The organism is Pseudomonas sp. P7548 (assembly GCF_013386585.1).
Lineage (GTDB): Bacteria > Pseudomonadota > Gammaproteobacteria > Pseudomonadales > Pseudomonadaceae > Aquipseudomonas.
This window is the reverse complement of sequence record NZ_JACARO010000066.1, coordinates 1-16,748: the sequence shown is the minus strand read 5'-3', so window position 1 is coordinate 16,748 and position 16,748 is coordinate 1. Positions and strand designations below refer to the sequence as shown.

Here is a 16,748-nt window from a genome sequence, read left to right as displayed (position 1 = left end):
AAGCCCGCTCACTACAAGAGATTGCGGTGTATCAGTTACTGCGCGATTTCACGCAGCGGCTTGCCACGCACCGGCGCATCGCCGGCCACGTAGTAGTCAGCGGTGCTGCGCGGCAGCGGCTGGCGGCCACGGATCTTGTCGGCGATTTTCTCGGCGATCATGATCGTCGGCGCGTTCAGGTTGCCGGTGGTGATGATCGGCATGATCGACGCATCCACCACACGCAGGCCCTGCATGCCATGCACGCGGCCTTCGCCATCCACCACCGCCATGTCGTCGGTGCCCATCTTGCACGAGCAGGACGGGTGGAACGCGGTTTCGGCGTGCTCGCGGATGAACTTGTCCAGCTGCTCATCGGTTTGCACCTCAATCCCCGGGCTGATTTCACGGCCACGGTATTGGTCCAGCGCCGGCTGTTGCATGATTTCACGGGTCAGGCGGATGCCGTCGCGGAATTCCTGCCAATCCTGCTCGGTGGCCATGTAGTTGAAGAGGATGCTCGGGTAGTCCCGTGGGTTCTTCGACTTCAGCTGGATGCGGCCACGGCTCGGCGAACGCATGGAACCCATGTGCGCCTGGAAGCCGTGCTCTTGCACACCGTTGCTGCCGTTGTAGTTAATCGCCACCGGCAGGAAGTGGTACTGGATGTTCGGCCATTCGAATTCTTCACGGGTACGGATGAAACCGCCCGCTTCGAACTGGTTGCTGGCGCCGATGCCGGTGCCGTTGAACAGCCACTCGGCACCAATCGCCGGTTGGTTGTACCAGAGCAGCGACGGGTACAGCGACACCGGTTGGGTGCAGGCGTATTGCAGGTACAGCTCAAGGTGGTCCTGCAGGTTTTCGCCGACGCCTGGCAGGTCGTGGACCACCGGGATGTCGAGGCTTTCCAGCAGCTTGGACGGGCCAACACCGGAGCGTTGCAGCAGTTGCGGCGAACCGATTGCGCCGCTGCACACGATGACTTCTTTGCGTGCACGGGCTTCAACGCGCTCTTCGGCAGCGCCGATCAGGTAACGCACGCCAACGGCACGCTTGCCTTCGAACAGCACTTTGTCGCTGAGGGCGTGGGTGACGATGGTCAGCGTGGAGCGCTTCTTGGCGGTGTCCAGGTAACCGCGCGCGGTGCTGGCGCGACGGCCCTTCGGCGTGACGGTACGGTCCATCGGGCCGAAGCCTTCTTGCTGGTAGCCGTTCAAGTCTTCGGTACGCGGGTAGCCCGCCTGCACGCCGGCTTCAACCATGGCGTGGAACAGGGGGTTGTTGCCGGCTTTTGGCGTGGTCACGCTGACCGGGCCGTCGCCGCCGTGCCAATCGTTCGGGCCGATGTCGCGGGTTTCGGCTTTACGGAAGTACGGCAGGCAGTCCAGGTAGGTCCAGTTTTCCAGGCCTGGCAGTTTTGCCCAGCCGTCGTAGTCCATCGCGTTGCCACGGATGTAGCACATGCCGTTGATCAGCGACGAGCCGCCCAGGCCCTTGCCGCGACCGCATTCCATACGGCGGCCGTCCATGTGTGGCTCTGGATCGGTCTCGTAGGCCCAGTTGTAGCGGCGGCCTTGCAGCGGGAACGCCAGGGCGGCGGGCATTTGCGTGCGGAAGTCGAAACGGTAGTCGGGGCCACCGGCTTCCAGCAGCAGAACAGTGACGCCTTCGTCTTCGGTCAGACGGGTCGCCAGGGTGTTACCGGCGGAGCCGGCACCCACAATGATGTAATCGTATTCTTGGGACATTGGATGCACCCTCTTTTGAGATAGTCAGGTCGGGCCTCATCGCGGGCAAGCCCGGCTCCCACAGGGGAACGCATTCCCAATGTGGGAGCTGGCTTGCCTGCGATAGGGGCCTCACAGGCAACACAACACTCGGGGTATCAGAACACCGAGGCGTAATCGCCCAGCTCAACCTGTACCGATTTGATGCGGGTGAAGTTGTTCAGGGAGCTGATGCCGTTCTCACGGCCCACACCGGATTGCTTGTAGCCACCGACCGGCATCTTCGCGTCGGACTCGCCCCAGGCGTTGATCCAGCAGATACCCGCTTCCAGCTGATGAATCACGCGGTGGGCGCGGTTCAGGTCCTTGGTTACCAGGCCAGCGGCCAGGCCGAAGTCGGTGTCGTTGGCGCGACGGATCACTTCTTCTTCGGTCTCGTAGGTCAGGATCGCCATCACTGGGCCGAAGATTTCTTCACGGACGATGGTCATGTCGTCAGTGCAGTCGGTGAACACGGTCGGGGCCACGAAGGCGCCTTTGGCGAAATCGCCGTCGGTCAGGCGATCGCCGCCGCACAGCAGGCGTGCGCCTTGCTCTTTGCCCTTGGCGATGTAGCCCAGCACGCTTTCCATGTGCTGGAAGCTGACCAGCGGGCCGAAGTTGGTGTTTTCGTCTTCCGGGTTACCGATGCGGATGCGCGCAACACGTTCAGCGATCTTGGCTTCGAACGCTGCTTGCAGGTGCTTGGGCACGAACACACGGGTGCCGTTGGTGCAGACCTGGCCGGAGCTGTAGAAGTTGGCCATCATCGCGGTGTCGGCGGCGCGGTCGAGGTCGGCGTCGTCGAAGATGATCAGCGGGGACTTGCCGCCCAGTTCCATGGTCACGTCTTTGAGCGAGGAGCTCGACGCGCTGGCCATGACTTTCTTGCCGGTGTCGGTGCCGCCGGTGAAGGAGACTTTCTCGATACGTGGGTGTTCGGTCAGCCAGGTGCCGACTTCACGGCCGCTGCCGGTCAGTACGTTGAACACGCCTGCCGGAACGCCGGCTTCGGTGTAGATCTCGGCCAGTTTCAGGGTAGTCAGCGAGGTGACTTCGCTTGGCTTGAAGATCATCGCGTTGCCGGCGGCCAGGGCCGGTGCGGATTTCCACAGGGCGATCTGGATCGGGTAGTTCCACGCGCCGATACCGGCGACCACGCCCAGCGGCTCACGGCGGGTGTAGACGAAGGCGGTGTCACGCAGCGGGATCTGCTCGCCTTCGATGGCGGGTACCAGGCCTGCGTAGTATTCCAGCACGTCAGCGCCGGTGACGATGTCGACGTACTTGGTTTCGGAAAAGGCTTTGCCGGTGTCCAGGGTTTCCAGAGCGGCCAGTTCATCGTTGCGCTCGCGCAGGATGTCGACGGCACGGCGCAGGATGCGGGAGCGCTCCATGGCGGTCATGGCGGCCCAGATTTTCTGGCCCTTTTCGGCGCTGACCACGGCACGTTCAACGTCTTCTTTCGTCGCGCGTTGCACTTGGGCGAGAACTTCACCGTTAGCCGGGTTGATGGCGTCGAAGGTGGCATCGCTGCCAGCGTCGCTGTAGCCGCCGTCAATGTAGAGTTTTTGCAGTTCGAAACGGGCCATAAAGTCCTCGCAAGTGCATAAGTGGTTGGCGTTAACCGCCGATCAATGGGCCATAAGGGTGTGGCAACACTGAGCGACAGCAGTTCAGGGGTTGAGCGGTTATGTGTGCTCTAACTCACCTGCTTGGCCAATTGGAAATCCATGTATTCGTAAGCGATCCGTTGCGCCTGCGCCGTGTCGAAAGCGTCTCCCGACAGGGCGCCGCGCAACCACAAACCGTCGATCAGGGCCGCCAGGCCTCGGGCTGCTTTACGTGCGTGCGGCAGCGGCAGCACTCGGCGGAACTGGCAGCACAGGTTGGAATACAGACGTTGATCGTTGATCCGCTGCAACCTGTGCAAAGACGGGTGGTGCATGCTGGTGGCCCAGAAGGCCAGCCAGGTTTTCATTGCCGGTCCGTTGACCTGGCTGGCGTCGAAGTTGCCCTCGATGATCACCTGCAGGTGGGCACGGGGGCTGTCGTCTGTCAGCGCTAGCCTGCGTTCGTGGACGTTCTCGATCAGCGCGTTCATCAGGTAACGCATGGTCGCTGCGATCAGGCCGTTCTTGTCCTGAAAGTAGTGACTGATGATGCCGTTCGACACGCCGGCCAAGCGGGCGATCAGCGCAATGCTGGCATCTCCCATCCCGACCTGATCGATGGCCGTCAACGTGGCCTCGATCAATTGCTGGCGGCGTATGGGTTGCATACCGACCTTGGGCATGTAGCACCTCTCCTTAGGCCTGCCGATGGGCGATAAACGTCCGTCGGCTTGATGGCCAGTCTATTTTGTTTTGATTGAACGTTCAATCAACAAAGAATAAGATCTGCGACAAATGGTCGCTGCCTACAGATGTTTCCTACCTGTGAGCCGCGACAAATGACACCTGCAAAAACCCTTGGAACGCCCTGCCTACCGGTTCGGTGGGGGCTCAAGGATTTTCGGGGTGTCTTTATAACACCCGTCCGTCGACTGCCGAAAAATCGATGTCCCGGGATAACCGTTGCCTTGTGTTTCTCTCTCGCACTGCCCGGAGCATCTGCGCCATGAGTTCTGCCTCTCTTATAAAGACCCCGCCTGAAAAGGTCCGGGTCAACGGTTGGGTGTTCTACACCTCCACCGCGCTGATTCTGTTGTTGACCGCCATTCTGATCATCGCCCCGCAGGAGGCCGGGCGCATGCTCGGTGTTGCACAGGCCTGGCTTTCCAAAAGCTTCGGCTGGTACTACATGGTGGTCATCGCCGCCTACCTCGTGTTCGTGGTGGGCCTGGCGTTTTCGTCCTACGGCAAGTTGAAACTGGGCAGCAAGGACGACACCCCGGACTTCAGCTACGGCGCCTGGGCCGGCATGCTGTTCTCGTCCGGCATCGGCATCTCGCTGCTGTACTTCGGTGCATCCGAGCCTTTGGACCACTACTTCAACCCGCCTGAAGGCGCCGCCGCCAGCAATGGCGCCGCCCGCCAGGCGCTGCAACTGACCTTCCTGCACTGGGGCCTGCACGGCTGGGCGATCTACGCCCTGGTCGGCCTGGCCGTGGCGTACTTCGCGTACCGCCACAACCAGCCGCTGGCCTTGCGCTCGGCACTCTACCCACTGGTAGGCGAGCGTTGGGTGAAAGGTGCGGCCGGCCATGCGGTGGACGGCTTCGGCATGTTCGTGACGCTGCTGGGTCTGGTGACCAACCTGGGCATTGGCTCGATGCAAGTGTCGTCGGGGCTTGAAAACCTGTTCGGCATGCAGCACAGCAACACCAACCTGCTGATCGTGATCATCGTGATGAGCACCGTGGCGACCATCGCCGCCGTGTCGGGTGTGGAGAACGGCATTCGCCGCCTGTCCAACCTCAACATCGTGCTGTTCAGCGGTTTGCTGATCTTTGTGCTGCTGTTCGGCCCGACCCTGCACTTGCTCAACGGCTTTGTGCAGAACATCGGCGACTACATGAACGGCCTGGTGCTGAAAACCTTCGACCTCTATGTGTATGAAGGCGACGCCGACAAGACCGAGCGCTGGATGGGCCTGTGGACCCTGTTCTACTGGGCGTGGTGGATTTCCTGGGCCCCATTCGTGGGCATGTTCATCGCGCGTATTTCCCGTGGTCGCACGGTGCGTGAACTGGTGGCGGGCGTGCTGTTGATTCCGCTGGGCTTCACCCTGGCGTGGCTGTCGATCTTCGGTAACTCGGCCCTGGACCTGGTGCTGAACCACGGTGCAGTGGAGTTGGGCAAGACGGCGCTGGAACAACCGTCCATGGCCATCTACCAACTGCTGGAGCATTACCCAGCGTCGAAAGTCGTCATCGGTGTGTCGATCTTCGTAGGTTTCGTGCTGTTCCTGACCCCGGCGGATTCCGGCGCGGTGATGATGGCCAACCTGTCGTGCAAAGGCGGCAACGTGGATGAAGATGCGCCGCACTGGCTGCGGATCTTCTGGTCGGTGGTGATCACCCTGGTGACCATCGGTCTGCTGTTCGCCGGCAACTTTGAAGCCATGCAAACCATGGTGGTGCTGGCAGGGCTGCCGTTCTCGGTGGTGCTGATTTTCTTCATGTTCGGCTTGCACAAGGCAATGCGCCAGGACGTGGCCATCGAACAAGAGCAGGCGCAACTGGCAGAGCGTGGCCGTCGTGGTTTCAGCGAGCGTTTGACTGCGCTGGACCTGCAACCGAGCCAAGGCACCGTGCAACGTTTCATGGACAAGCACGTCACGCCTGCGCTGGAAGAAGCGGCGAGCGCGCTGCGTGAACAGGGCCTTGAAGTGCAGACTTTGCTCGGCAAATCCAAGCGTTGCATTGGTGTGCGGATCGAGATGGAAGAGGGCAACCCGTTTGTCTACGAAGTGAGCCTGGATGCTTACTCGTCGGCACCGACCGACCTGCCCGAGGAAGAGCGCACCCGTTACTACCGGGCCGAGGTCTACCTGCACAACGGACCTCAGGAATACGACCTGATGGGCTTTACCCAGGAACAGATCACCCGGGACGTGCTCGATCAGTTTGAAAGCCATCGGCAGCTCCTTGGCCGTGTCTATAGCTGATGATTGAGCTGAGCGGCGCCGTCACTGGTGCCGCTGTTTCATGATTGGAATGAGGTCAACTGTGGGAGCTGGCTTGCCTGCGATAGCTGTAGTGAATTCACCACCGCTATCGCAGGCAAGCCAGCTCCCACATCGACCGCATTTCTTTAGTTGGATTTAGCCCAGGTTCTTGCCCAGCAAGGCGTGGTACAGCTCGCTGTCCCCCAGAATCCCCACCACCTGGTTGTTGTCATGCAACACCAGCTTGTTCCCCGTGTGATAACGAATCTGCAGCGCATCGCGCATGCCGATGTTCGAGTCCACCAGCGTCGGTATCCGGCCCAAACCTTCCACCGCTTGCCCCGGCGCCCAGTTCTGCAGGTTCATCACCGCGCCATTCTGGCGTGCACCTTTAATGGTGTTGCCTTCGGCCAGGTCCAGCCACGAGTCGCCGCCTGGGTCCAGGCACACCGAACCGTTGACGCGCTTGCAGTTGTCCAGGGTGCGCATCAGGCTGCGTCCGCACAGTACGTTCAGCGGGTTGGTATGGGCGACGAAGGTGCGCACATAGTCATCGGCCGGGTTCAGCACGATCTCTTCCGGCACGCTGTACTGGATGATCTTGCCGTCTTTCATGATCGCGATACGGCTGCCGAGCTTGAGGGCTTCGTCGAGGTCGTGGCTCACGAACACGATGGTCTTGCTCAGCTTGCGTTGCAGTTCCAGCAGTTCGTCCTGCAGGCCCTGGCGGATCAGCGGGTCGAGGGCAGAGAAGGGTTCGTCCATCAGCAGGATGTCGGCGTCCATCGCCAACGCACGGGCCAGGCCCACGCGCTGCTGCATGCCGCCGGAGAGTTCATCCGGCTTCTTGTTACGCCACTGAGTCAGGCCCACCAGCTCGAGTTTTTCATCCACCAGCTTGCGCCGGTCTTTCTCCGGACGGCCCTGCATCTCAAGGCCGAAGCTGATGTTCTCGCGCACCGTCAGCCACGGCATCAGGGCGAACTTCTGGAACACCATGGCGATGCGTTTGGTGCGCATCATTTTCAGCTCGGCGTCGGAGCATGAAGCGATGTCGATCTGGCGGCCTTCGTGCTCCACGAACAACTGGCCACGGCTTACGGTGTTGAGGCCGTTGATGCAGCGCAGCAAGCTCGACTTGCCAGAACCCGACAGGCCCATCAGCACGCAGATTTCGCCTTTCTCGATGTCCAGGCTGGCTTTTTCTACGCCGACAATCTGCCCGGTCTTTTTCAGGATCTCGTTACGGCTCATGCCCTGGTCCAGCAGCTTGAGCGCTTCGCGTGGGTCTTTGGAGAAGATCACGTCGACTTTGTCGAATCGGATAATGCTCATGCATCACCCCCTACTTTGGCGTCGGGTTGTTTGCAGATGCGGTCGAGCATGATGGCCAGCAGCACGATTGCCAGGCCGGCTTCAAAGCCCAGGGCGATGTCGGCGGTGTTCAGTGCGTTGACCACCGGCTTGCCGAGGCCGTCGGCGCCAACCAAGGCCGCGATCACCACCATCGACAACGACAGCATGATGCATTGGGTAATGCCGGCAGCGATGCTCGGCATGGCGTGGGGCAGTTCAATGCGCGAGAGCAACTGACGGCGCGAGCAGCCAAAGGCCTTGCCGGCGTCCATCAACTCTTGCGGTACATCACGGATACCCAGGTAGGTCAGGCGGATAGGCGCGGCAATCGCGAACACCACCGTGGAGATCAGGCCGGGCACCACACCCAGCCCGAAGAGGGTCAGGGTAGGGATGAGGTAGACGAAGGTCGGTACGGTCTGCATCAGATCGAGCACCGGCCGCATCATGGTGTAGAACAGCGGTTTGTGCGCGGCAACAATGCCCAGCGGCACACCGATGACCACGCAGACCAGGGTGGCGAACAACACCTGGGCGAGGGTTTCCATGGTTTCCTGCCAGTACCCCAGGTTCAGGATCAGCAGGAAGGAGGCGATGACAAAGACCGTCAGGCCCCATTTGCGTTGAATGAAGTGAGCCAGCAGCGCAATCAGACCGATCAATGCCAGCGGATTGAACCAGGTCAGCGCAAACGTCACGCCGTGGATCATCGTTTCCAGCGTCGATGCGATTGCGTCGAAGTAGTTGGCGCCGTGTTGGGTCAGCCATTCGACGAAGGCAGCGATGTACTGGCCTAGTGGGATTTTCTGTTCAGTCAGCATGGTAGTGAATGTCCACATGCGAAAGGGAAAACATCCCGGGGCAGCGCACCGCCCCGGGGTCAGCGATTACTTGGCGAGATAAGCTTTAACGGCCTCCAGACCTGGTTTGCCATCAACGGTGGTGACACCGGCGAGCCAGGTGTCGAGCACTTGCGGGTTGGCCTTGAGCCAGGCCTTGGCGGCGACGTCGGGTTTCTGTTTGTCGTCCAGGACTTTACCCATCAGGGTGCTTTCCATGTTCAGGGTGAACACCAGGTTTTTCAGCAGCTGGCCCACGTTGCTGCATTCCTGGGTGTAGCCCTTGCGGGTGTTGGTGTAGATGGTGGCCTGGCCGTAGTTGGGGCCGAACGAATCGTCACCCCCGGTCAGGTACTTCATCTTGAAGCGGGTGTTCATCGGGTGCGGTTCCCAGCCGAGGAACACGATGGCCTGGTCGCGCTTGGTGGCGCGTTCCACTTGCGAGAGCATCCCGGCTTCGCTGGACTCGACCACTTTGAAGCCAGCGGTTTTCAGGCCGAAGGCGTCTTTGTCGATGAGGGTCTGGATGGTGCGATTGCCGTCGTTACCCGGCTCGATGCCATAGATCTTGCCGCCCAGCTCATCCTTGAATTTGGCGATATCGGCGAAGTCTTTAAGGCCTTTGTTGTACAGCGCCTCGGGCACCGCCAGGGTGTACTTGGCGTTTTCGAGGTTGGCGCGGACGGTTTCCACGGTGCCGGCATCACGGTACTGCTTGATGTCGTTTTCCATGGTCGGCATCCAGTTGCCGAGGAAGATGTCCATGTTCTTGCCGTCAGCCAGGGACTTGTAGGTCACTGGCACCGAAATCATCGTGGTGCGGGGCTTGTAGCCCAGGCCCTTGAGGACTTCGCTGGTGGTCGCGGTAGTGACGGTGATGTCGGTCCAGCCGACATCGGAGAAGTTGACGGTCTGACATTGTGCCGGTTCTGCAGCGTGCGCCAGGACTGGCAGACTCAACATGGCGGCCAACAACAACGAGGGTGAACCTTTCATGGGGCTAGACTCCTGTGTTTTTTCTGGCGGCGTTCGCCGCGCTTTATATGTGTTGCGGTTGGTGCGTGCGACAACAGCTCTGGCACGGTGCCTTGCAAACGAGTCGAGACTGATCATGTACCAGTGAAAATCTGACGCCTACAGGGGGCGTCGTATCCAGTACAGGGATGGTCGTATCCAGTGTCGGTGACGTCGCTTACAGATTTTTTCCACGGCAAAACTGCGGTTTTTACCGATCTGCACCGCTAAAAACGGCCAAAACAAGTGATCGAACACGAGCGACGTTACTGAGCATGGTCACGTCGGTGTGAGACGCCGTGACGGCGAACAAAAGCTTGATGATGCCGCCATCTGGGCCGTGTAGCTCGCGTGGCCCTTTCTTGATCCCAATTTCGGCGCCAGGTGTCCATACCCTGCGTTGCTGCTCCTCGCCATAGTGGAACTATGACTCGTCGCAGCGCCTTGGTTATGGACGCCTGGCATCCGAACTTGGGCCCAATAAAGGGCCACGCGAGCTACGAGCGTAGCAGCTCGTAGGTGCCTGGCCTGTTCACCCGAGGAGTTCTACGGCAATGGCTATCAGTGTTTTCGACCTGTTCAAGATCGGCATCGGGCCTTCGAGTTCTCACACCGTCGGCCCCATGCGCGCCGCGGCGTTGTTCGTCCAAGCACTGCGTGAACGTGAATGGTTGGAACAAGTGCGGCGCGTCGAAGTTCAGCTTTATGGCTCGCTGTCTGCCACGGGCATCGGCCATGGCAGCGACACCGCCACCATCATGGGCTTGATGGGTGAATGGCCGGATGCAATCGACCCCTCGCAGATCGGCCTGCGCATTCACACCCTGCGCGAAACCGACACGCTGCTGCTGGACGGGCGTTTGCCGGTGCCGTTCGTGTGGGCACGGGACATGCGCCTGCTCGACGAAAACCTGCCGTTCCATCCCAATGCCATGACCCTGGTGGTGTACGGCGATGACGGCGAGCTGCACCGCGACACCTACTATTCAGTCGGCGGTGGTTTCGTGGTGGATGAAGCCCAGGCGCAAAGCGGCGTGGCCGACATGGACCGTACCGAGCTGCCTTACGATTTTTCCAGCGCGGTGGAGTTGCTGCAGCTGTGCAAGACCCACAACCTGCGCGTGGCCGAGTTGATGATGGCCAATGAAAAGGTGTGGCGCTCTGAAGCAGAGATCCGCAGCGGCCTGATGAAGCTCTGGCGCGCCATGCAAGATTGCGTGGAACAAGGCCTCAAGCACGAAGGCATCCTGCCCGGTGGCCTGAACGTGCGCCGGCGTGCCGCCAAGTTGCATCGCAGCCTGCAGGAATTGAACAAACCCAACGTGATCGGTTCGACCTTGAGTGCCATGGAATGGGTGAACCTGTTCGCCCTGGCGGTCAACGAAGAAAACGCGGCCGGTGGGCGCATGGTCACCGCACCGACCAACGGCGCGGCGGGGATCATCCCGGCAGTGCTGCACTACTTTATGAAGTTCAGCGAGGACGTCACCGAAGCCAACGTGGTCGACTACCTGCTCGGCGCGGCGGCGGTGGGCATCCTGTGCAAGAAAAACGCCTCGATCTCCGGCGCCGAAGTGGGCTGCCAAGGCGAAGTCGGCTCGGCGTGCGCCATGGCGGCGGCCGGTTTGGCGGAAATCCTTGGTGCCACGCCGGAACAATTGTGTAACGCCGCTGAAATCGGTTTGGAACATAACCTCGGCCTCACCTGCGATCCGGTGGGCGGGCTGGTGCAAGTGCCGTGCATCGAGCGTAATGCGATTGCGGCGGTCAAGGCGATCAACGCGGCGCAGATGGCCTTGCGCGGGGATGGCCAGCATTTCATCTCCCTGGACCGGGTGATCCGCACCATGCGCGATACCGGGGCGGACATGCATGACAAGTACAAAGAGACATCGCGGGGTGGGTTGGCGGTGAGTGCGGTTGAGTGCTGAGATGTTTTTGTGGCGAGGGAGCTTGCTCCCGTTGGGCTGCGTAGCGGCCCTAAAATCTTGGGAGCGCTTCGCACTCCAGCGCGAGCAAGCTCGCTCGCCACAAGGGCAACACTGCTCATAAAGTGAACACCCGGATCCAAAAGCGCCACCTTTTAGCGCGTCGCAAACAGATAAGTAGCTCCCAAACGATTTCCCGCCTGATCCCTCGTCCTCCGCGCTTGCGGTGACAGACTTCTCCCACACCCGCAAAGCGCCTTCCCACAAGTGCTACCGATCTGCTCACACCCCTCAGGTAGGCCTGCTCCTACGCCCATTTCAGGTCATATCCCGCACATACCGCGCGGGCTTATATAGACGCGTCATGAGGTCGTTTTTAGGAGTTATTGGACGGCCATTCAATTTTAGGCATGGCATTTGCTCTATCAATTCAAAGCCTCGTTCTGTGTCGCAGACGAGCGCAATAACAAGAGCCTCGCCTGAGGCCATCACCCGCTTTGTGTGAGGAGATACCGCGATGACGTCGTTCAACTCCGGGGCCCAACCCCAGAACCGTGCGCCTCAATCCATCGGCTTTTTGCTGCTGGACAATTTCACGCTGATTTCCCTGGCTTCCGCAGTCGAACCGCTGCGCATGGCCAACCAACTCTCCGGCCGCGAACTGTATCGCTGGACCACCTTGAGTGTTGACGGAAACCAGGTGTGGGCCAGCGACGGTCTGCAGATCACCCCCGATGCCTCCATGCACAAAGCCCCAGCCCTGGACACCGTGATTGTGTGCGGCGGCGTGGGTATCCAGCGTACCGTGACCCGTGAGCACGTGTCGTGGTTGCAAAGCCAGGCGCGTCAGTCCCGCCGCCTTGGCGCGGTGTGTACCGGCAGTTGGGCCCTGGCCTGTGCCGGTTTGCTGGACGGGTTCGATTGCAGCGTGCACTGGGAATGCCTGGCGTCGATGCAGGAAGCCTTCCCCCGCGTGGCCATGAGCACACGCCTGTTCACCCTCGACCGTAACCGCTTCACCAGTTCGGGCGGCACCGCGCCGCTGGACATGATGCTGCACCTGATCAGTCGCGACCACGGCCGTGAACTGTCGGCCGCCATCTCCGAGATGTTCGTGTACGAACGCATCCGCAACGAACAGGATCACCAGCGTGTGCCGCTCAAGCACATGCTCGGCACCAACCAGCCGAAGCTGCAGGAAATCGTCGCGCTGATGGAAGCCAACCTGGAAGAGCCGATCGACCTGGACGAACTGGCGGTGTATGTCGCCGTGTCCCGTCGTCAGCTGGAGCGCCTATTCCAGAAATACCTGCACTGCTCGCCGTCGCGCTACTACCTCAAGCTGCGCCTGATCCGTGCACGGCAACTGCTCAAGCAAACGCCGATGTCGATCATCGAAGTGGCGTCGGTGTGCGGGTTTGTCTCCACGCCGCACTTCTCCAAGTGCTACCGCGAATACTTCGGCATTCCGCCACGGGATGAACGCGTAGGCTCCAACACCGCGCAGCAAGTGGCGATGATGCCGATTCCGCAGGCACTGGTGTTGTCACCGTTGTCGGGGCCGATGTCGGCGTTGAGCCAGGCGCGCAATGAGTCGACGTTTGCGAGTGTACGGCTTTAGACCGAGTCGCCTTCATCGCAGGCAAGCCAGCTCCCACACTTGACCGAGTTCCAATTTTGGAATGCAGTCGAATGTGGGAGCTGGCTTGTCGAGTCGTCGCACCGCTGCGATAGCGGTCTATCAGGCGCCAGAGTTCTGCTTGAACTGCACCAACGCCGGCAACAACTGCTTGTCGATCGCCTGGCGCACCGCCGGCAAAATCGTCGCGCTGCCGGTGTACATCTGTTCCACCATGCCCTTGAGTGCCTTGGCCCGAGCCGCACTCAAACCGCGTACCGCGCACTCGCAAGCCTGCTCAGCGGTGGCACCGCTGGACACTTCAAAACCCAGCGAGCGCAGGTGGCCCAGCAGGTCATCCTGGTCAATCAAATCCGCGTGCATCATGGCGTTTTTCCTGGTGTAGGGAGCGGGGTCTGACCTCGATTCTGGTAGGCCTCCGACCGGTCGGCAAGGGCAGAATCAGCGAATGCCTCAGATGGCTATGAGCATGTCGTTTTCGGGCCATTTACCGACAGAAGTAATAGGCACACTGAATGCCAAGCAAGCACCTTGAAGGTTTGGTCACCCTCGGGATGTCACGCTCACACCAAGCGCTCTGCCCCGATCCAGTCACGGCTGGGTCGGGGCTTTTTTTGCCTGGGTTTTGGGGTGTTTGTGCTGACGCCATCGCCGGCAAGCCGGCTCCTACAGGGGGATGCATTCCAAAGTTGGAACTCGGTCAAATGTGGGAGAGGGCTTGCTCGCGAAGGCCGCGCCTCGGTCTACCTTTGCAATACCAATATCCGGGACAACAACTCATCCCGATCGATATAGCACCCCTGAAAATGCCGCGCCCCGGACGCCGGGTCGAATGCATGGCGCGCATGCAACGTGCGGCGGTTATCAAAGCACCACAACTCACCCGGATTCAGGCGCTGTACCACGCGGAAACGAGCCTCCCGCGTCATCGCAATAAACCGCCGATACGCGCGGTACAACAGAGGCATCTGCTCCACGCTGGCCTCGAACGGCCCGCGCAGGAAGTTGGCCATGCGGATCTCCGCCACTTCGCCCAAGGCATCCAGGGCGATGATCGGTGCGAGCCGGCGGTAGTCGCTGTGGCGGTCCTTGTTGCGAAACTCCACGGGGATCTCACACAGCGCGCGAAACGCCTCGGGGTCTTCGTTGCGCAGGGCCTGGGCGATGGCAAACCCGTCGACAAAAATGCTTTCGCCACCGTCGGCGTCGTTCACCAGGCAATGCAGGAATTGCAGGCCCGGTTGCAGCTCTCGCGTCGGCAAATCACTGTGCAGCGGCAGGTTGAAAGCGGTGTAGGCATTGCTGTCGGCATCGGCCTTGGATTGCACGTTGAACAGCACGCCGAAGTTGCTCTCGCGGATGAACGAAATGCGCTTGGCGATGAACGCCAGGGAGCCGGGCTCGGTGGGCACGCCACGGATTTGCGTCAAGCCGGTGTCGCGCAGGGCCAGTAACCACTGCAGCAACGCGCCGGGGTCTTGCATGATGGCTGTATAGTCGAAAACCGGCAGCTCGAAACGGCTGTCCCACAGCTGGGATTTGGGTTTCGCCGCCCGCCGTTCGGCACGGGATTCATCGTCGTAGGCGTGAGCCCGCAACCAGCCAGGGTCGTACCGGCTGTGGTGGCCGCCGCTCCACTCCACGCTCAGGTCACCTTGCACGATGTGCGCGCTGATCGCGGTGAGCTGTTCGTCCACATCGACGATCTCCAGCACCTGCTCGCGGGTCACGCTGTACACGCACTGCGCGCACGGGCAGTTGTCCCGCAGCCACTGATGATGGAAAGGGCTGACCCGTCCATCGGCCCAGCGCACGCGAATCTGATCGTCGAGCACCTGGACCTCGTCGAGGTCACAGATCTTCGGGTAGGTACGGAAATCGGCAACAGCGGCGGCGGTTTGCATGGTGGCTCCTTGTTATTTATTTTTTGGGTGGCAGTCCAATCACTCGGCCAAGCAGGGCAGGGCGCGGCAGGTCGGCCTGTTCTGCGCTGATGGTCGTGAGTTTTTTCAGCGTGGCCTCGGTGAACGGCGCGGAGTGCGGGCCGGCGAGGTCGACGTGCAGCAGCATCTGTTCGTTGCCCGCCAGTTCCTTCTCGTCGCCCACGAGGTGCAGGCTGTGATAGAGGTGCAGGCGCTTGGCGTCATGGGCGATGAGTTGGGTGTGCACCTCGACCTCAGCGCCCAATTTCACTTCGTGCAGGTAGTTCAGGTGCAGTTCCAGGGTAAACAGCGAATGGCCGCTGGCATCGCGGTTTTCGCTGTCCAGGCCCAGGGTGTCCATCAGCGCGTCGGTGGCGTAGCTGAAGATCAGCAGGTAGAACGCATCGCGTAGATGGCCGTTGTAGTCCACCCAGTCGGGCTGGATGGGGGTGGTGTAGGTCGTCAGTGCAGGCATGGTGTGAATCCCAAGAATGTACTCGATCAAAAATGTGGGAGCGGGCTTGCTCGCGAATACGGTGTGTCAGTTGATGCATTCGTGACTGATCCACCGCATTCGCGAGCAAGCCCGCTCCCACATTAGTTACTCAGCGAAGCTCATGCCGTGCTTTTCCTTGGTGGTCTTCACCGCTTCCAGCACCGCCAGCAGGCAATCATCACGATAGCGTTCCAGCGCCGAAATGCTGTGCTTGCCCAACTGATCGCTGGTGCCGTCCACCACGTCATCGATCAGCTTGTCGGTCAGCTCCGGCGCCGGCAGGTAGGTCCACGGCAGTTGCAACGCCGGGCCGAATTGCGCCATGAAGTGCCGCATGCCAGCGTCGCCACCGGCCAGGGTGTAGGTGAGGAAGGTGCCCATGAACGACCAGCGCAGGCCGGCGCCGAAACGGATCGCGTCGTCGATTTCGCCGGTGGTGGCTACGCCGTCATTGACCAGGTGCAGCGCCTCGCGCCACAGCGCTTCGAGCAGGCGGTCGGCGATGAAACCGGGGACTTCCTTGCGCACGTGCAGCGGGCGCATGCCGAGGGATTCATACACCTTGATCGCCGCCTGGATGGCCTCGGGTGCGGTGTTCTTGCCGCCCACCACTTCCACCAGCGGCAGCAGGTAAACCGGGTTGAACGGGTGGCCGACCACGCAGCGTTCCGGGTGGATCGAGCCTTCATAGAATTCGCTCGGCAACAGGCCGGATGTGCTGGAGCCGATCAATGCGTTGGGCTTGGCCGCCGCGCTGATCTTGCTGTGCAACTCCAGTTTCAGCTCCAGGCGTTCCGGAGCGCTTTCCTGGATGAAGTCGGCGTCTTTCACGCACTCCTCGATGGTGGCGACAAAGCGCAGGCGGTCCTGGGAGGCACCCGGTGCCAGGCCTTGTTTCTCAAGGGCGCCCCAGGCATTGGCGACGCGTTTGCGCAATGCGGCTTCGGCGCCGGGCGCCGGGTCCCAGGCTACGACATCCAGGCCATGGGCCAGGGCGCGGGACACCCAGCCGCTGCCGATGACACCGCTGCCGAGGGCGGCGAAGGTTTTGATTTCGGTGATAAAGCTCATGGGCAATGTTCCTGAAGAATGTGATGTACCCATGTGGGAGCGGGCTTGCTCGCGAATGCGGTGTGTCAGTTGATGCATTGGGTGACTGATTCACCGCATTCGCGAGCAAGCCCGCTCCCCCATT

The 16,748-nt window shown here is 60.9% G+C and carries 13 protein-coding genes; 3 read left to right on the top strand and 10 right to left on the bottom strand.

Annotated features, from left to right (window positions below; all coding sequences use genetic code 11):
- Positions 1-35: 35 nt before the first annotated feature.
- From betA to betI, 3 genes are all read right to left on the bottom strand, one after another.
- Positions 36-1,730 (bottom strand): choline dehydrogenase, encoded by a 1,695-nt coding sequence (gene betA / locus HX803_RS24160; RefSeq protein ID WP_178924150.1) that lies wholly within the window; start codon positions 1,728-1,730, stop codon positions 36-38.
- A gap of 137 nt (positions 1,731-1,867) precedes the next feature.
- Positions 1,868-3,340, bottom strand: coding sequence for a betaine-aldehyde dehydrogenase (gene betB, locus HX803_RS24155; RefSeq protein ID WP_178924148.1), 1,473 nt, complete (start codon positions 3,338-3,340; stop codon positions 1,868-1,870).
- A 110-nt stretch (positions 3,341-3,450) separates the two neighbouring features.
- Positions 3,451-4,044 (bottom strand): transcriptional regulator BetI, encoded by a 594-nt coding sequence (gene betI / locus HX803_RS24150; protein WP_178924146.1) that lies wholly within the window; start codon positions 4,042-4,044, stop codon positions 3,451-3,453.
- Positions 4,045-4,367: 323 nt separating this feature from the next.
- Between betI and betT the strand changes: the two genes are divergently transcribed.
- Positions 4,368-6,359 (top strand): choline BCCT transporter BetT, encoded by a 1,992-nt coding sequence (betT, locus tag HX803_RS24145; RefSeq protein ID WP_178924144.1) that lies wholly within the window; start codon positions 4,368-4,370, stop codon positions 6,357-6,359.
- A gap of 156 nt (positions 6,360-6,515) precedes the next feature.
- Here the strand turns inward: betT and choV are convergent, their stop codons facing one another.
- The 3 genes from choV to HX803_RS24130 form a co-directional block, all read right to left on the bottom strand.
- Complete coding sequence (choV, locus tag HX803_RS24140) at positions 6,516-7,694, bottom strand: choline ABC transporter ATP-binding protein (protein ID WP_178924142.1); 1,179 nt, start codon at positions 7,692-7,694, stop codon at positions 6,516-6,518.
- Complete coding sequence (gene choW, locus HX803_RS24135; protein ID WP_016972877.1) at positions 7,691-8,536, bottom strand: choline ABC transporter permease subunit; 846 nt, start codon at positions 8,534-8,536, stop codon at positions 7,691-7,693. The genes choV and choW overlap by 4 nt, the downstream gene beginning before the upstream one ends.
- A gap of 66 nt (positions 8,537-8,602) precedes the next feature.
- Positions 8,603-9,550: a choline ABC transporter substrate-binding protein gene (locus tag HX803_RS24130; protein ID WP_176996691.1), complete on the bottom strand. Its 948-nt coding sequence runs from the start codon at positions 9,548-9,550 to the stop codon at positions 8,603-8,605.
- 572 nt (positions 9,551-10,122) lie between these two features.
- Between HX803_RS24130 and HX803_RS24125 the strand changes: the two genes are divergently transcribed.
- Both HX803_RS24125 and HX803_RS24120 read left to right on the top strand, forming a co-directional pair.
- Positions 10,123-11,499 (top strand): L-serine ammonia-lyase, encoded by a 1,377-nt coding sequence (locus tag HX803_RS24125; RefSeq protein WP_178924140.1) that lies wholly within the window; start codon positions 10,123-10,125, stop codon positions 11,497-11,499.
- A 514-nt stretch (positions 11,500-12,013) separates the two neighbouring features.
- Entirely contained in the window at positions 12,014-13,117 is a 1,104-nt protein-coding gene (locus HX803_RS24120) for a GlxA family transcriptional regulator (protein ID WP_049711185.1), read from the top strand.
- A 120-nt stretch (positions 13,118-13,237) separates the two neighbouring features.
- On the opposite strand, the gene HX803_RS24115 is transcribed toward HX803_RS24120, so the two are convergent.
- The 4 genes from HX803_RS24115 to HX803_RS24100 all read right to left on the bottom strand — a co-directional run bounded on the left by HX803_RS24115 (position 13,238) and on the right by HX803_RS24100 (position 16,624).
- The gene (locus tag HX803_RS24115) at positions 13,238-13,501 is read right to left on the bottom strand and encodes a hypothetical protein (RefSeq protein ID WP_176996689.1); all 264 of its coding nucleotides are present in this window, start codon (positions 13,499-13,501) and stop codon (positions 13,238-13,240) included.
- 377 nt (positions 13,502-13,878) lie between these two features.
- Positions 13,879-15,039, bottom strand: coding sequence for a gamma-butyrobetaine dioxygenase (locus tag HX803_RS24110; protein ID WP_178924138.1), 1,161 nt, complete (start codon positions 15,037-15,039; stop codon positions 13,879-13,881).
- Between the two features lie 16 nt (positions 15,040-15,055).
- Entirely contained in the window at positions 15,056-15,532 is a 477-nt protein-coding gene (locus HX803_RS24105) for a thioesterase family protein (protein ID WP_178924136.1), read from the bottom strand.
- 126 nt (positions 15,533-15,658) lie between these two features.
- The gene (locus HX803_RS24100; protein ID WP_178924134.1) at positions 15,659-16,624 is read right to left on the bottom strand and encodes an L-carnitine dehydrogenase; all 966 of its coding nucleotides are present in this window, start codon (positions 16,622-16,624) and stop codon (positions 15,659-15,661) included.
- Positions 16,625-16,748: the final 124 nt, after the last annotated feature.

What these genes read in the sequence shown, in the direction of transcription:
- HX803_RS24110 (WP_178924138.1), bottom strand. Translation starts at nt 15,039, where the DNA reads ATGCAAACCGCCGCCGCTGTTGCCGATTTCCGTACCTACCCGAAGATC.
- betA (WP_178924150.1), bottom strand. Translation starts at nt 1,730, where the DNA reads ATGTCCCAAGAATACGATTACATCATTGTGGGTGCCGGCTCCGCCGGT.
- betB (WP_178924148.1), bottom strand. Translation starts at nt 3,340, where the DNA reads ATGGCCCGTTTCGAACTGCAAAAACTCTACATTGACGGCGGCTACAGC.
- choW (WP_016972877.1), bottom strand. Translation starts at nt 8,536, where the DNA reads ATGCTGACTGAACAGAAAATCCCACTAGGCCAGTACATCGCTGCCTTC.
- betT (WP_178924144.1), top strand. Translation starts at nt 4,368, where the DNA reads ATGAGTTCTGCCTCTCTTATAAAGACCCCGCCTGAAAAGGTCCGGGTC.
- betI (WP_178924146.1), bottom strand. Translation starts at nt 4,044, where the DNA reads ATGCCCAAGGTCGGTATGCAACCCATACGCCGCCAGCAATTGATCGAG.
- HX803_RS24115 (WP_176996689.1), bottom strand. Translation starts at nt 13,501, where the DNA reads ATGATGCACGCGGATTTGATTGACCAGGATGACCTGCTGGGCCACCTG.
- HX803_RS24120 (WP_049711185.1), top strand. Translation starts at nt 12,014, where the DNA reads ATGACGTCGTTCAACTCCGGGGCCCAACCCCAGAACCGTGCGCCTCAA.
- HX803_RS24130 (WP_176996691.1), bottom strand. Translation starts at nt 9,550, where the DNA reads ATGAAAGGTTCACCCTCGTTGTTGTTGGCCGCCATGTTGAGTCTGCCA.
- HX803_RS24125 (WP_178924140.1), top strand. Translation starts at nt 10,123, where the DNA reads ATGGCTATCAGTGTTTTCGACCTGTTCAAGATCGGCATCGGGCCTTCG.
- choV (WP_178924142.1), bottom strand. Translation starts at nt 7,694, where the DNA reads ATGAGCATTATCCGATTCGACAAAGTCGACGTGATCTTCTCCAAAGAC.
- HX803_RS24105 (WP_178924136.1), bottom strand. Translation starts at nt 15,532, where the DNA reads ATGCCTGCACTGACGACCTACACCACCCCCATCCAGCCCGACTGGGTG.
- HX803_RS24100 (WP_178924134.1), bottom strand. Translation starts at nt 16,624, where the DNA reads ATGAGCTTTATCACCGAAATCAAAACCTTCGCCGCCCTCGGCAGCGGT.